This window comes from Nodosilinea nodulosa PCC 7104 (genome assembly GCF_000309385.1).
GTDB lineage: Bacteria > Cyanobacteriota > Cyanobacteriia > Phormidesmidales > Phormidesmidaceae > Nodosilinea > Nodosilinea nodulosa.
This window is the reverse complement of sequence record NZ_JH976537.1, coordinates 3,215,767-3,230,062: the sequence shown is the minus strand read 5'-3', so window position 1 is coordinate 3,230,062 and position 14,296 is coordinate 3,215,767. Positions and strand designations below refer to the sequence as shown.

19 protein-coding genes are annotated in these 14,296 nt (G+C 53.1%); 11 read left to right on the top strand and 8 right to left on the bottom strand.

Translation table 11 applies throughout. From position 1 onward, the window contains the following. Positions 1–4: 4 nt before the first annotated feature. From LEPTO7104_RS0114935 to LEPTO7104_RS0114920, 4 genes are all read left to right on the top strand, one after another. Positions 5–1,678: a glycerol-3-phosphate dehydrogenase/oxidase gene (locus tag LEPTO7104_RS0114935; protein ID WP_017299384.1), complete on the top strand. Its 1,674-nt coding sequence runs from the start codon at positions 5–7 to the stop codon at positions 1,676–1,678. 149 nt (positions 1,679–1,827) lie between these two features. Continuing rightward, on the top strand, positions 1,828–2,820 hold the full coding sequence (locus LEPTO7104_RS0114930; RefSeq protein ID WP_017299383.1) for an NAD(P)H-dependent glycerol-3-phosphate dehydrogenase: 993 nt from the start codon (positions 1,828–1,830) through the stop codon (positions 2,818–2,820). 61 nt (positions 2,821–2,881) lie between these two features. Further along, entirely contained in the window at positions 2,882–3,130 is a 249-nt protein-coding gene (locus LEPTO7104_RS0114925) for a UPF0175 family protein (protein ID WP_026072733.1), read from the top strand. A 171-nt stretch (positions 3,131–3,301) separates the two neighbouring features. Continuing rightward, entirely contained in the window at positions 3,302–3,760 is a 459-nt protein-coding gene (locus tag LEPTO7104_RS0114920) for a YaiI/YqxD family protein (protein ID WP_017299381.1), read from the top strand. Positions 3,761–3,794: 34 nt separating this feature from the next. Here the strand turns inward: LEPTO7104_RS0114920 and LEPTO7104_RS0114915 are convergent, their stop codons facing one another. From LEPTO7104_RS0114915 to LEPTO7104_RS0114905, 3 genes are read right to left on the bottom strand one after another with little or no spacing between them, the layout of a single operon-like run. Further along, positions 3,795–4,124, bottom strand: a complete 330-nt coding sequence (locus tag LEPTO7104_RS0114915; RefSeq protein ID WP_017299380.1) for a type II toxin-antitoxin system PemK/MazF family toxin — start codon at positions 4,122–4,124, stop codon at positions 3,795–3,797. Continuing rightward, the gene (locus LEPTO7104_RS0114910; protein ID WP_017299379.1) at positions 4,124–4,366 is read right to left on the bottom strand and encodes an AbrB/MazE/SpoVT family DNA-binding domain-containing protein; all 243 of its coding nucleotides are present in this window, start codon (positions 4,364–4,366) and stop codon (positions 4,124–4,126) included. Before LEPTO7104_RS0114910 ends, LEPTO7104_RS0114915 begins: the two co-directional genes overlap by 1 nt. Before the next feature lie 44 nt (positions 4,367–4,410). Next, positions 4,411–5,004, bottom strand: a complete 594-nt coding sequence (locus LEPTO7104_RS0114905) for a Uma2 family endonuclease (RefSeq protein WP_017299378.1) — start codon at positions 5,002–5,004, stop codon at positions 4,411–4,413. Positions 5,005–5,470: 466 nt separating this feature from the next. On the opposite strand from LEPTO7104_RS0114905, the gene LEPTO7104_RS0114900 reads away from it, so the two are divergent. Continuing rightward, positions 5,471–6,055: a hypothetical protein gene (locus LEPTO7104_RS0114900; protein ID WP_017299377.1), complete on the top strand. Its 585-nt coding sequence runs from the start codon at positions 5,471–5,473 to the stop codon at positions 6,053–6,055. On the opposite strand, the gene LEPTO7104_RS0114895 is transcribed toward LEPTO7104_RS0114900, so the two are convergent. Beyond that, positions 6,052–7,164: an IS630 family transposase gene (locus tag LEPTO7104_RS0114895; protein WP_017297916.1), complete on the bottom strand. Its 1,113-nt coding sequence runs from the start codon at positions 7,162–7,164 to the stop codon at positions 6,052–6,054. The genes LEPTO7104_RS0114900 and LEPTO7104_RS0114895 overlap by 4 nt on opposite strands. Positions 7,165–7,224: 60 nt before the next feature. On the opposite strand from LEPTO7104_RS0114895, the gene LEPTO7104_RS0114890 reads away from it, so the two are divergent. After that, positions 7,225–7,803, top strand: coding sequence for a HEPN domain-containing protein (locus LEPTO7104_RS0114890; protein ID WP_225886986.1), 579 nt, complete (start codon positions 7,225–7,227; stop codon positions 7,801–7,803). A 332-nt stretch (positions 7,804–8,135) separates the two neighbouring features. Next, positions 8,136–8,345: a hypothetical protein gene (locus LEPTO7104_RS33990; protein WP_017299375.1), complete on the top strand. Its 210-nt coding sequence runs from the start codon at positions 8,136–8,138 to the stop codon at positions 8,343–8,345. A gap of 85 nt (positions 8,346–8,430) precedes the next feature. Here LEPTO7104_RS33990 and LEPTO7104_RS0114880 read toward each other — a convergent pair whose 3' ends face one another. From LEPTO7104_RS0114880 to LEPTO7104_RS0114870, 3 genes are all read right to left on the bottom strand, one after another. Then, entirely contained in the window at positions 8,431–9,222 is a 792-nt protein-coding gene (locus tag LEPTO7104_RS0114880) for an IS5 family transposase (protein WP_017296610.1), read from the bottom strand. Between the two features lie 111 nt (positions 9,223–9,333). Then, positions 9,334–9,930: a Uma2 family endonuclease gene (locus tag LEPTO7104_RS0114875; protein ID WP_026072732.1), complete on the bottom strand. Its 597-nt coding sequence runs from the start codon at positions 9,928–9,930 to the stop codon at positions 9,334–9,336. Positions 9,931–10,047: 117 nt separating this feature from the next. Next, positions 10,048–10,536, bottom strand: a complete 489-nt coding sequence (locus tag LEPTO7104_RS0114870; protein WP_017299373.1) for a DUF4079 domain-containing protein — start codon at positions 10,534–10,536, stop codon at positions 10,048–10,050. Positions 10,537–10,860: 324 nt separating this feature from the next. Here LEPTO7104_RS0114870 and LEPTO7104_RS0114865 point away from each other — a divergent pair, with 324 nt between their 5' ends. The 3 genes from LEPTO7104_RS0114865 to LEPTO7104_RS0114855 all read left to right on the top strand — a co-directional run bounded on the left by LEPTO7104_RS0114865 (position 10,861) and on the right by LEPTO7104_RS0114855 (position 13,246). Further along, entirely contained in the window at positions 10,861–11,334 is a 474-nt protein-coding gene (locus LEPTO7104_RS0114865) for an Lrp/AsnC family transcriptional regulator (protein WP_017299372.1), read from the top strand. Positions 11,335–11,368: 34 nt separating this feature from the next. Continuing rightward, complete coding sequence (locus LEPTO7104_RS0114860) at positions 11,369–11,998, top strand: LysE family transporter (RefSeq protein ID WP_017299371.1); 630 nt, start codon at positions 11,369–11,371, stop codon at positions 11,996–11,998. 81 nt (positions 11,999–12,079) lie between these two features. Next, entirely contained in the window at positions 12,080–13,246 is a 1,167-nt protein-coding gene (locus LEPTO7104_RS0114855; RefSeq protein WP_017299370.1) for a murein hydrolase activator EnvC family protein, read from the top strand. 10 nt (positions 13,247–13,256) lie between these two features. Here LEPTO7104_RS0114855 and LEPTO7104_RS42370 read toward each other — a convergent pair whose 3' ends face one another. After that, the gene (locus tag LEPTO7104_RS42370) at positions 13,257–13,391 is read right to left on the bottom strand and encodes a hypothetical protein (protein WP_017299369.1); all 135 of its coding nucleotides are present in this window, start codon (positions 13,389–13,391) and stop codon (positions 13,257–13,259) included. A gap of 612 nt (positions 13,392–14,003) precedes the next feature. Between LEPTO7104_RS42370 and LEPTO7104_RS0114845 the strand changes: the two genes are divergently transcribed. Next, the gene (locus LEPTO7104_RS0114845) at positions 14,004–14,285 is read left to right on the top strand and encodes a hypothetical protein (protein WP_017299368.1); all 282 of its coding nucleotides are present in this window, start codon (positions 14,004–14,006) and stop codon (positions 14,283–14,285) included. Positions 14,286–14,296: the final 11 nt, after the last annotated feature.

Below are 14,296 nucleotides of genomic sequence, written 5' to 3'. Positions count from 1 at the left end.
ATTCATGCGTAACCTGCAAACCCTCTCCAACCAACCCTTCGATCTGATCGTGATTGGCGGCGGCATCAACGGTGCAGCCACTGCGCGCGATGCCGCCCTGCGCGGACTGCGCACTATTTTGCTGGAAAAAAATGACTTTGCCGGGGGCACCACCAGCTGGTCGAGCCGCCTCATCCACGGCGGGCTACGCTACCTGGAATATTTTGAGTTCAACCTGGTGCGCGAGTCGCTCCACGAGCGCGAAGTTCTGCTTCGCAATGCCCCCCACCTGGCCAAGCCCCTGCAGATGACGATTCCGATCTACCGCAACGGGGCGCGCAGCTACCGGATTATTCAGGTGGGCATGGTACTCTACGACGTGCTCAGCTACGACAAGTCGCTGCCCAACCACCGCATGCTGTCGCGCAAGACCACGCGGCAGCTGTTTCGCGCCATGGATGCCGATGATTTGGCCGGGTCGGCCCAGTACTACGATGGCCAGGCCGAGCACGCCGAGCGACTCTGTTTTGAAAACATTCTCGATGCTGAACAGGCGGGCGCGACGACGCTGAACTACGCCAAGGTCGAAGACATTCACGTGGGCGATCGCCGCATTACCAGCCTCACCTGCCGCGACATGCTCAGCGACACCACCTTTGAGGTCAAAACCCACGACAAGACCGTGGTGCTGAATACCTCTGGTCCCTGGGTCGATGCGGTTTGCGGTCTGAGCGAGTCATCCGTCAGCAAAGGGCGCAAGATTGGCGGCACCAAGGGTAGCCACATCATCGTTGATGCCTTCCCCGGTGCCCCCGACTCGGCCCTCTACACCGAGGCCAAGTCGGACGGTCGGCCCTTTTTCATCATTCCCTGGCTGGGGCAGTTCTTGATTGGCACCACCGACGAGCGCTACGACGGACCCCTCGACAACATCAAGGCCGACAACGACGAAGTTGACTATCTCCTCCAAGAGACCAACGCCGTGCTGCCCGCCGCCCACCTCACCCGCGAGGATGTACGCTTTACCTACGCTGGCGTGCGGCCCCTGCCGTATGCCGAGGGCAAAAAGGCGGGCAGCATCAGCCGCGACCACATTCTCCACAACCACAGCAAAGAGGGGGCCGAAAACCTGATTTCGCTGATTGGCGGTAAGCTGACCACCCATCGCCAGGTGGGCGAAGAGTTCGTCAACGCGGTCTTTAAGCACCGGGGCGAGGCTGTACCCAGCTGCCCCACCCACACCCGCCCGCTGCCGGGGGCGATTTCCCTCGAAGATGCGCGGGTGAACGAGTGGCACGATCGCTACCGCGATCGCATTGCCGCCGCCGTGCTCGACCACCTGATTGGCATCTACGGTGCGCGCACAGGGGAGGTGCTGGCCCTGATCGATCAGCACCCCGACCTGGCTGAGCCTGTGGTTGACTACGCCCACGACATCAAAGCTCAGATCGTTTTTGCGGTACAAGAGGAGATGGCCTACACCTTTGTGGATATTCTGCGCCGCCGCACCACCGTGTCGATGCACAAAAACTACGGCTTTGACGCCCTGCCCGTGGTGGCCGAGGTGCTGCGCGAGTACTGCGGCTGGAGCGAGGAACGGTGCGATCGCAATATTCAGGCCTACCACAAGTTCATGGCCGAGAACTGCATCCCTGACTATGCCCTGGAGCAAGAGGTGCCTTCGTTGCAAACCGCCTAATTGGAAAGGTGAGGAAGATGAGGAGATGGGGGGATGAGGAAGCCCCCCAAATCTCCCTCATCCCCCCATCTCCCCCACGCTCCCACTCCATCACTCCCCACCCTCCCCTCTACCCATCCACCCCATACCCATCCACCCTTCCACCCACCATGACCACCGCCACCCAACCCCTCGATCAGGTCTTTGAGGCCTATAAGCATCGCCAGGTCAACCTCACCATCCTGGGCACCGGGGCCTGGGGCAGTGGGCTTGCCCACATCGCCAATGCCAATGACCACCGGGTGCAGATGTGGTCGCGATCAAGCGATCTTTCCCTGGAGGAAGCGGTAGACGGGGCGGAGGTGATTCTCTCCGCGATTTCCATGAAAGGGGTGCCTGACCTGGTCAATCGGCTCAAGGGGCTAAATATTCCCGAAACCACGGTGCTGGTGACGGCGACCAAGGGCCTCGACCCTGAGACCACGCTGACCCCGTCGGTGATTTTTCAGCGGGCGTTTCCCAACCATGCGGTGGCCGTACTCTCTGGCCCCAACCTGTCGAAGGAAATTGAGGCTGGGCTGCCCGCCGCTACGGTGATCGCCTGCGAGAATGAGATCGCCGCCGAGGCCGTGCAGCACGTGTTTGCGGGCGAGAACTTTCGCACCTACAGCAGCACCGATCCCCTGGGGGCCGAGCTGGGCGGCACGCTGAAGAACGTGATTGCGATCGCGGTCGGTGTCTGCGAAGGGCTACAGCTGGGCTCAAACGCACGATCGGCCCTAATTACCCGCGCCCTGCCGGAGGTAATGCGGATTGGCACCCACCTGGGCGGTCAGCCCGAAACCTTTTTAGGCCTCTCGGGCCTGGGCGACATGCTGGCCACCTGCACCAGCGTGCTCAGCCGCAACTACCGGGTGGGCTACGGTCTGGCCCAGGGCAAGTCTCTAGAGCAGATTCTTGGCGAACTGGGCAGCACCGCTGAGGGGGTCAACACCGCCTACGTGCTGCACGATATTGCCCAGCGCGAGCAGATTTCAGTACCTATATCAAAGCAGGTATACCTACTACTCAAGGGCGATATCTCCGCCGAAGAAGCGGTCGCAGCGCTGATGGAGCGCAAACTCAAGGCCGAAGACTATCAAGAAATCTTGCAGGGTGAGTAATGGGTTGGTAGATAGTTTTTAGGGTAGGCTGAACTTACGTGAGCTAGCGGAAGTTATGGCCATGAGTGTTGTGATCTCAGACGAGATTTTAGAAGCCTCTCAGCTTACTCCTGGTGAGTTTCGTCAAGAAATTGCTGTTCATCTGTTTCAAACGGGCCGTTTGACCTTGGGCTATGCTAGCCAGCTTGCAGAAATGCCGCTTAGTACATTTCGCCAGCTTCTAAAACAACGAAATATTCCTCTTTATGTCTATGACGTTGAAGATTTTGAATTAGACATGAAGAATCTTCAATCGTTGGGGCGGCTGTAATTGTCATTAGCGACATATCTGATGGATGCTTTAATTGCGGGCTGTGATTTTAGAATATCTTCAGCTTTGTATGCCCAAATTTTGATCATCGTGGATGAGGCATAATTGAATATCTCAATATCTTTTAAGTCTTTGTTGTGCGCTGGGTAGTGATGCGGAGGCACATGAACGATGCAAATCTGGGTTGATGCCGATGCTTGCCCGAATGTGATTAAGGAAATCCTGTTTCGGGCCGCTAAGCGAGTACGGGTGGAAACCACGCTGGTGGCCAATCAGGAATTGCAGATTCCAGGGTCTGACTATATTGAGGCGGTGCAGGTGCGATCGGGACTGGATGTGGCCGACAACTATATTGCCCAACAGCTACAGCCGGGAGATTTGGTGGTTACGGCGGATATTCCTCTGGCGGCGGATGCGATCGCAAAGGGAGCCTACGCCCTCAACCCGCGCGGTACCTTTTACGATCAGGGCAATATTCGCGAGCGCCTGTCGATGCGCAATTTTTTAGATGAACTCCGCAGCGGCGGGGTAGAAACCGGCGGGCCGCCACCGTTTAGCCAGCGCGATACCGAAGCCTTTGCCAACCAGCTCGATCGCTTTTTGACTCGGCATGGCTCTAAAAAGCCCTAGCGTAGATCGCTGCTATGTACCTGCCGTCACCGCTTCAGAACAAAATTGGTTTGATTCGCCGCAGCACATCTTGCAGCAACAGATCTGGGCAGTTAGCAATAAGCTGAGCATTTCTGGCTCTACAGTCGAGCGATCGCAGTTGGTCAGCCATAATTACCCCAGTAACAGGGTTGCCGGTTGGAATTTGGATATAAAACGGATTTTTTCGTTGGGTATTGCTGATCGGGCACACGAAGGCAAATCCCATTTTGGCGTTAAAGCGATCGTGGCTCACCACCAACGCCGGGCGATTTCCCATTTGCTCGTGCCCAGCTTGAGGATCAAAGCTGAGCCAGATAAAGTCACCGCGCTTGGGAACGTACACTACCAAACCTCGTTACCAGCGGGGTCACCCCAGTCGAACTCTGGTTCAGGGGGTTCAGTGACTTCGGCCAAAAGCTCGTCGAGGCTCATCTCGGGTAAAGCTTGCACTGGAGTGATGACTAGCTTACCGTCTTCGACCGAGCACTCTACCGCATCATTAAGCTTGAGGTGCAGCGCTTCATGGATATATTTGGGAATCCGTAGTGCAAGCGAGTTACCCCACTGGCCAATCTGAGTTTTCATCGGGTTATCTCAGCGCAAAAGGCTTCTCGGATATCCAAAGTATATCATTTTGCCAAGGCCAGCTCAAATCCTGGCAATACGGCTTCTCCAGACAAGGTTGCGGGCAACTGCACAAGCTCAACGGCTTGGTTGGGGCGGTAAATCTCGACCTGCTGATCTTGCGGGTTAATCAGCCAGCCTAAGCGAAGGCCACTATCCAGGTATTCCTGCATTTTGGCCTGTAGGGGCTGAAGCCTGTCGCTACGCGATCGCAACTCAATCACAAAATCGGGGCAGATGGGCGGAAACGATTCTCGCTCGGCGGGGCTGAGCGCTTGCCAGCGAGGTTTAGCTACCCACGCCACGTCAGGAGAGCGAAAGCTCTCCGAGCTGGCTTCGCCAACGCCCCCTTCTGGCAGGCTAAAGATGGTGGAGGAACTAAAGACATACCCGAGCTGGGTTTGCTCGTTCCAAATGCCAACTTTGGTGATTAGGGTGGCCTCTCGGTTGCCGCTCTCACCACCAACTGGGCTCACAATGATTAGCTCTCCTTGACGGGAACGCTCAAGCTGAAGGTCTGGGTTGCTCTGACAAAGTCCCACAAACTGCTCACGGGTCAGGCTGCGGGTAAGTGCGTCTAGGTTGAGAACAGTGGTCATATATGGGTTAGAACGCTGTCATTATGAGCTTGAGAGAGTACATTGCCAAAGACGCCAATTGAACTCCATAACATTTAATTTACATTACAGGTGATTTGACCACAGTTGTAGGAGGGATTGAGCTTGAAACCCAAAACTCACAATTCATTTGGTTTCTCATCCCTCTATCCTAACTCCATCCCCTATTGAGGATGGAGTATGCTTTGAAGATTAGAGAGTTCAAGATAGAACTTGCCTGCTAGAAAAGGTTTGTTGATATTTCTTATCATGCTTGGATGTTCATGAACTCAACAACCTTAAGATGTACATTTTGTATACAATTGGTTGTCTTGCTTGTGATAGTAGGATGTTTGGGTGATGTAGGTAGTACAGGATGGTTAAGGTAGTGGTTTGGGTTTCACTTGTAAGCTGCCGATAGCAGACGACGCATCCTATACCCTGAGATAAATAATCTGGAGTACGAAACATGATGAACATGTTAATGACTTTTTATGCTTATCCATTAGCTGATAAAATTCCAATTTCCCAGGTGTTGAATGCTTATCTTGACAATCCACGAACACCAGATGAAATTACAGCAGTTCGTGAATACATTGAGAATTCATACAAGCAGAATTCTGCATTCAACTTCCCGCCCTATAGCGAAGAAGATATAGTTACTCTAGAATTGTTCATTAATTATTTTCGGGATCGATTTTCCTCAAAAGATCCTTTCGTTAAAAAATACTATCAATCTTACTCGCGTGATAGTATTTATGACTTTATGGCTAGGATGTGGATTGTAGTCAGGTATGATGACGAAGGGGAGCATGAGGGTCTTCGCCATCGGGCGGATCAGCTTATAAAGGAAGGTCAGTCAAATCTCTTTTTTCTTCTTGAAGAACAAAATCCAATAATCAAAAATTCAAAAATTGTGGCAGACTATAGTTACTTGATGTCGCTCTTTATTCACACTCAAAATCAAGATTACTACGGTCAATCATTTGTTTTAGATTTTGATTCACATCAATTCAATAACGGCAGAGATGCAAATAAGCTGTTGCGCATCTAAATTGCATCAATAGCACTTCCCTTGTTTTTCACCTTCCGATGCCAATTTATGGCCAGTTCTCCTTCATTGAGAAGCTTATTGATAAGAGCCTCGAGATCTTCAATAGACTTAAATAAACGATTTGAGATGAACTCTTTTGCTGAATGCCAAACCAATTCGACCAGATTGTAGTCCGGGCTATACTCAGGTAAAAACTCCAAAACTAAATTTGGCATCTCTAACTTTATCTTCTCTGTAAATTCCTCCTTTTTGTGAATACTCGCATTGTCTAAAATAATCACAACCTTAGGCCCGTCTTTCTCAAATTCGCTCACGCTCCTATCCTCGCCAGCCCAGTCATAAATAACCTCCTCGTAAAAGTTCTTGAGAACCTTATAAAAATTTTCACCGGTTCCTTTGGGGAGAAAGTCCACCAACCGCTTCTTGTCCGAATAGCGGATTCCTCCCATCACATTGATACGTCCTTTCCGTCGAATTCCAGAAACCTTCTTGCGCGTCCCTTTCTTGACCCAATCCTTTCGACGTGTCACTCTCAAACTAAAGCCACATTCATCCCAAAACCAGACCTGGAGCTTCTCTGGGGATTCTTTAGTAATTCTTAAATACTCCTCCAGTTTTGCCTTGAAGAGTTTTCGCTTCTCTGGATCTTGCTTCTCCTCTAAGCTATATTTGGCCCAGAGGTAAACGTACTTTTTTGACTTGAGAATCCTCCTCACTTGACTTCCACTTAGCTGAATCCCGGTTTCTTGTTCTAAATATGTGGCGAGCCGAGCCGCCGTCCATCGACCAAATTCGTACCCCAATTCTTGAGGCTCTTTCTCAATGACATCCAATAATAAGTTGACATATTGATCGGTGGCCTTATGATAATTCCCATGCATTCGTTCATCGGTTAAACTGGCTAAGTCACTTGGATTTCCGTGGGCACACCAATAGGCTACTTTCCTTAAGGAGCAACCTAGAAAGTCTGCAATCTCTTGCTGTTTTCTGCCATCATTTCGCAATAGCAGAATTAGAATACGCTCACGAACGTCGGGATGCTCATGAAATTTAAGCTGCTTCTGCAATTCCTGTTTCTCTTCGGCCGTTAGGTAATTCTTGATTGGCATGTATAACTCACCAAAATACACTCCCTAATATGTAGTTTAGATGCTTAACAGCTTAGTTCCTTGCCCCTTGCATTTTTGAACTTTGGAATGGCCAGTCGTGAGTTTGAAACTACCAAAGATGAACATCGATGGCACTTTCTGCCCTGTATCGAGTCACATCTACGGCTGATTAGTAAGAAGCTGGATAAGGCTTTCGAGTCTGGGTTAAAGAGCAAGCTTTTGTACGTAGGGAGTCTCCTTAAGATTGTCAGCCATGATATTGCAGACGTAAAAACGAAGTTGGTTGTTTTGGTAAGCATAATCGAACTGCTGCTCACTCATAATCCTGATTTCAACCGCTTCAATGTCGAAGACAGTATTGGAAAACAATTTCGCCTCAAGGCAAGTTTGCTGATATATTTGAACGATAAATCTCAAGATATTAATGAGATAAAGAATAAATTGAAGGGTATTTATAATTTAAGATCAAGTATCGCTCATGGTGACTTCAAGAAAGTTGAAAAGTATATTAAGGATCATTTGAATGATGATGAAAATAATATTGAAGAGCTGATATTTGCACTATATTTTTATATTAGAGCCATATTAAGTGAGTACTTGAATGATCCGACTTTTGTTGATTTCCTGAAGGAGAACTAGAGCCAATAAATGTGAGAGTTCTCTTTGTCAGGTGGAGTTGGACAAACTATTATCTGCTATTGTCTCATTGTTGATGTCTGGTTTTCCGTAGAACCTAATTATTAAGCATTAAACAGTTGAATATCTGCTGTGAATCTAGTACATTATTTCTTGCGGGGAATGGTTTAGGCGGGTTGTGCGAGAGGTACCAGCTCTCTCACAACCCTAATCATTCCGGACTTAACGTGACTAAGCCGAAATGCCTGAGCCTATTTTAGGTCAAGCCTTCGGTACAGCACCCTTGCGGGATGCTCTAGGCGGTTCCCCGTTTTCTTTACCGAAGGTGAACACCCATGACTTATGAAATTCAGCTGCCCGTGCGCAACCAAGAACTGGTGCGCCTGATTGCGATCGGCGACTACGGAGCCGTGCGCGACACCATTCACCAGCTAGGTGCCATCGGCTATGCCGACCCCGATCGCTGGTCCAAGCTCATGCCCACAGGCCGCGAGGGCGAATATCTCGCCATCCACACCCGCCGCTACGCCCCAGCGGCAGAGTAAGCAAAAGCCCCCGCAGAAAATAGCTTTCTGCGGGGGCTCTCAATATGTCTTAGAGGACGTTTTAAAAGATCTGAGGGGTCAAAAATTATGCCAACCGCCTGACCATAATACGGATCATGGCCAGGTAGATGAGGGTCTCTGAGGTTTCGGGTAGCAGTTCATAATCTCGCACCAAACGTCGGCACCCCATCAGCCAACCGAGGGTACGCTCCACCACCCAGCGTTTCTTGAGCAGCACGAACCCTTTAGTTTGTTGAGGTCGCAGCACGACTTGGAGAATCCAACGACAGGTATCCATCACCCACATCATGAAAGCAGGGCCATCAAAGCCCCCATCCGCCCAAATAATGGTCAGTCTCGAGATGGCAGGCCCCATCGCTTTGACGCGCTTGAGGAGTTGCTTACCCCCCTCACGCTCCGGCACACTGGCGGCGGTGACCAGCACCCGCAGCACCAAGCCGAAGGTATCGACGCCCAGAAACCGTTTACGTCCTTTAATCTTTTTGCCCGCATCATAGCCAACGGCCTCATGCACCATGGCCGCGCTTTTCACGCTCTGACTATCGATGACGGCTTCTGACGGTTGAGGGTGTCGGTCTTGCTCAATCCGAGTCCACTCGCGCAAGTGGTCATGAATGATGATCCAGGTGCCGTCCTTGCGCCAGTTCCGGAAGTAGGTGTACACCGTCTGCCATGGCGGAAAGTCTCCCGGCAAGGCCCGCCAACGGCACCCTTCTACCAGGAGATACATCATGGCATTGAGCAGCTCCCACAGATCCACGCTGCGGGGTCGTCCGCCTGGTTTGGCCTCAGGCAGCAAGTCACTCAGCAGCTCGTATTGGGCACGGGTTAAATTGCTGGGGTAGTCTTTACTCATCGTCTCACTCCGGCATTGCTGACTTCTATCTGCAACTTACACGGAGTGAGCTTTTTTACCCACGGACCGACTTTTCAAACACCCTCTTAGCTGATGCCTGCACCAAAGGCTTTAGGATCGCAGCCCTTGGCGAAATTCGTTGGCGGCTTCCAGGCGAGACGTTTGGGCTAGCAACACGCAGCGGCCCAGCAGAGCCATATCCAGGGTTGCGAGTTCTGGAATTTCGCTGCGATCGATAGATTCGTACCCATCGCCTCGCAGCCTGTGCAGGCTAAACACGCCATCTTCCCAAAACCACACTTCGGGCACGCCAAGGGCCTGGTAGCGCTGGAGCTTGCCCATACCGCCACTGGTAAAGACCACTTCAATAGACAGGTCAGGAATGGGTTTTGACTCACCAAAACAGTAAGATTCATCTGCCTGGGCAGAGACTTCTCCTTCTTTTTCCTGGGTCATAGAGCCAGTGGGCTCAAATTCGATCGCATTCTCCAGGCAAAATAGGCCAATCAAAAAACCGATCAGCCGACTAACCATTTCGTGGTCGCGCCCTGGCATCAGAATCTCAATGGTGTTGTGGTAGTAGCCCAGCCGCACCCCCGGCGACTGGGCAAACCCGGCCTGAATGAGCTTAAACTGCTGCCAGCTAATGCCAGCGTAAACCACGCGTTGATCGTCCGTAGGCAGAGTCTGTAGGGGAGTGGACGTCATAGCCCTAGTCCTTCCGGCGCAATACTTCCGGCGCAACATCGTATGCCTTATCGTAACCAAGGGTAGCGGCTGCTGATGCAGGCATTCTCCCCATCACGCCCCCCACAGGCAGAATCCCTAAATCGACAGGCCCAGGCGCAGACCCAAAAAGGCGTGGACAAACATCACCGCCAGGGCAACGCTGCCCAGGTAGGCGTGGGCCGTGCGCAGCGAGGCTTTGCCGCCGCCAAACTTGGTGAGCGAAATCGCCCCGTTAACGGCCAGCAGGATGATCACCAGGCTGCCCGTCCAAAAGTGGGGGCTTTGAAAGATATCTTTTTCCTGCATGACCAGCGACAGCACGCCGCCGGTATAGCCCAGGCTAATAAAGGTAAACATCCACAGGGCCAGACGCTTGTGGCTGTGGCGGTTTTCGGCTTTTTTCTGGGGGTCGTCGTCGCCAATGCGGCCCTTCCAGCCCAGATAGGCGGTAAAGCTGCCCATGACAAACACCACAATGCCCATCATCAGCGGGTGGCCCCAGTGGACAATCGGCTCGGGGGTGCCAAACCCGGCAAAGAAATCGGCAATGGGCTGCAAATAGCCGCGAATCGTAGAAACCATCATCCTCTCCCAACAGAGCAGTGAAAATCGCCATTCCTAAGGTGACATATTTTCTCTAGCGAAAGGGGAAGGGGGATTTTGGATTGGCGATTTTGGATTGGGGAGTGAGTGAGGGGAGTTAGAGGCGCGGGATGGGTCAGCCGTGGTAGATGGTGTGCGATCCGCCGCCCTGACCGAGAGCGGGGCTGGGCTGAGAACCTGCTCGTCCCTGAGTATCTACCAACTTTATCTCGCCAAAGCCCTGCTAGGTCAGGAAACCTTAGCAAGTTCTTTTCAAGAGTTTAGTTTGCAAGGTAAATTATCTAAATTAGATTCTAAAGTAAGGCAATGGAGATTGATGACCTTGATATAAAAACGTTGTCGCTGCTCTGCCAGCGGGGGCGCATGACCTGGGCTGAGCTGGCGGGACAGCTGGGGCTGTCGGCTCCGGCAGCAGCCGATCGCGTCAAAAAACTGGAAGAACGCGGCATCATCAACGGTTACAGCGCCCGGCTCAGCGCCGAAGCCCTGGGGCTAGATCTGACGGCGTTTATCTCGGTAACGCTCGACCAGCCCCGCCATCGGGAGGGGTTTTTGGCGGCGGTGCAGGCCAGTGCCGAAATTTTGGAGTGCCACCACGTTACGGGCGACGACGACTACCTGCTCAAGGTGCGCTGTTGCCACACTCGCGCCCTGGAGGCGCTGATCACCGAACGGCTGAAGGCGATCGCGGGGGTGGTCAAAACCCGCACGCTGATTGTGCTCTCAACGGTGAAAGAGACCCAGGTGCCATCGCTAGATCACCTGAGCGAGTCCTTGTAGAGAGTCCTGGGGAGGGGCTATGGAGGGTTTGACATTGCTGAAAGGAATTGGGCTGGGGCTGGCGATCGCGGCCCCGGTCGGCCCGATTGGTCTGCTCTGCATTCGCCGGTCGCTCACCCAGGGCCAGCTGATGGGGCTGGTGACGGGGCTGGGGGCGGCCACCGCCGACGGACTGTATGGCTGCATTGCCGGGTTTGGGCTGACGGCGATCGCCGATCTGCTGGTCAGCCACGCCAGGGCCATGCAGCTGATCGGTGGTCTATTCCTCTGTTATTTAGGCGTTTCAACCGTGCGGGCCAATCCGGCCACCGAAGCCGCCCAGGTTTCGAGTCGAGGGCTGTGGGGGGCCTATGCATCGACCCTACTGTTGACGTTAACCAACCCTGCGACTATTCTTTCCTTCATTGCAATTTTTGCGGGGCTGGGCCTGGTGGGCAGCAGCCAGTCGAGGGGGGCCGCGCTGGTCCTCGTTTTCGGGGTGTTTTTGGGGTCGGCCCTGTGGTGGATCTGCCTCAGCTGGGGTGTAACGGTTTTTAGCCAAAGGCTGACACCAGACCGACTGAAGTGGTTAAATCGGCTGGCCGGTGCCGCCATTTTTGCCTTTGGGGTCGTGGCGATCGGCTTAGCCCTCCGTCCCGCCGCCGCCCTTACCTTAAAAGGTTAAGCTCCAAACTTCCCATTTCAGGTATTGCCTGTGCTCATGCAGCAAACTCATCGGTTTTCCTCTGCGCCATCTGGGCGGCCCATGGTCGCCGTATGGGCTCGCGGCCTGAGCCTCGTGCTCGCCCTAGGGATAGCGGTCTGGCTGGGGCTAACGGCTGTATCTAGCGCCCAAGCCGCTCCCCCCGAGCTGGTGGCCGAATCGATTCAAGATTTGCAAAACAAGCAAAAAACCATCGATCAGCAGCGCAACCAGCTCCAGCAGCAGCAAAACGAACTGCAAAATCGCCAGGCCACCTCAGAGTCGAATCTAGAGAATCTCAACAACAACATTGTCTATACCGCCAACCAAATCGCCGAGACCGAGTTTCGCCTCGACCAGGCCGAAAAAGAGCTAAAGAACTTTGAGGCTCAGCTCAAAAAAGCCGAAGACGACTATGAAAAGGTGCGCACGGGCACGGTAGCCCGCCTTCAGTTTTTGCAGCGGCAGCAGGGCAGCGAGGGCTGGGCCGTACTGCTACAGAGCCAAAATTTCAACGAGTTTCTCGATCGCCAGTACCAGCTAAAGCGGGTCTACGCCAGCGATCGCAAGGTGCTCGCCGATCTCAAGGCCAAAGCCGACGCCATTGAAAAGCAAAAAGCCGCCGTCGAAGATAAGCGCAACCAGGTTGCCCTCCTGCGTCAGCAGTTCTTATCTCAAAAGCAGCAGTACGAAGCCGAAGCCAGCTCAGAGAAGGAGCTGATTTCGCGCCTTAAAGACCGTCGCGGTGCCCTGGAAGCGGCGGAAGATCAGCTCGCCCGCGACTCGGAGCAAATTGCCAGCCTGATTCGCCAAAAAGTTGCGGCTAGCACTGGCGTCATTCGCGGCACCGGACGGTTTGTCTACCCCGCCAACGCCAACATTTCCAGCGGCTTTGGCAACCGGGTTCACCCCATTTTGGGCCATAGCCGCTTCCATGCCGGGGTAGACTTTGCCGCCAGCTACGGCAGCACTATTCACGCCGCCGACTCCGGTCGGGTCATCTTTGCGGGCTGGTACGGGGGCTATGGTCAGGCCATCATTATCGATCATGGCGGCGGCCTGAGCACGCTCTACGGCCACACCAGTCGCATATTTGTGCAGGAAGGGCAGGCAGTACAGCAGGGTCAAGCAATTGGGGCTGTTGGCTCTACGGGGCTCTCTACCGGCCCTCACCTGCACTTTGAGGTGCGTCAAAACGGCAACCCGGTCAACCCCATGGGCTACCTGTAGCGGTTAAACCCTAGCCGAGGCTTTTTTTCACGTGCTCCATAATCCGCTTTTTGCGGGGGTCTTCACTCTTGGCGGGGGTAACGCCGTCGAAGTTGATCTTGCTGGTCAGGGCAATGTGCTGCTTGATTGTGTTTTTGTCGGCCATGGAGATACCTCAGAGAGACAGAACAACAGGGAGAAAAGGCTCAATGGCCGAGGTGCAAGCCCCGGCAAACCAGTCTCGGGATAGGCACCCCGAAAATTTTCTCCCTGTAGGTAATTTAATGCATGTGCCCAGGGTTACTGCAAACCCAGCCAATCAGTGGCTACATATAGCTTGGCTGATGCGCCCATAAATGCGCTTAGAACAGCAGAGATCGTCAATGCGGAGACGGAATCCTGGCCATGCTCCCTATGCTCTGGCCCCCCCAGTGCTGGGGCTGCTGGAGCGCTAGCTCCAGATCGAGTCCTACAGGAATCCTATAGATGGCGCTTAGAATGTCCTACAGATTTAGGGTTCCTTAGGGGGAGCAGCAGCGCTGGCGCCGCTCCACTAAGTCAGCCCGAGGCGATGGGCACGATCTTCGTAAGGCCTGCTAGTCAACCATTTCCCCGCCGCAGAGGCACGATCTCTCACCCGGTTTGACAGGGATCCTAATACTGTCTATAAGTATTCCCAATACAAAACATAGGTAATTTATGAGCTTAATCGCCCTGAAATGCAGGGTCTAAAGGTAGAATTTAGCTTGATTTTTAGCTTTGGAGGGCATTATGCATCATGGCAGACTCTGGAACTTCTCCCATTAGCGAAAACTTTGATTCTTTACCCCGAGAGGTCAGGGTTGATAGCCTCCGCAACGTGCTCGAAACCCTGCAAATTGCCGACGAAATTGCCAAACAGGGCTATTTAATCACCAGTTCAGAACTGGCCGATTTAATGGATGTGAACGCCAGTGCTGTCACCAGCCGAGGAGAATTTTGGGCCTGGCGAAACTGGTCGGTGTCACGGGTGCGGCGAGAAGGGAACCAAATTCTTTGGCAAATTGAGCGCATCGATTAGGAATTTTAGAT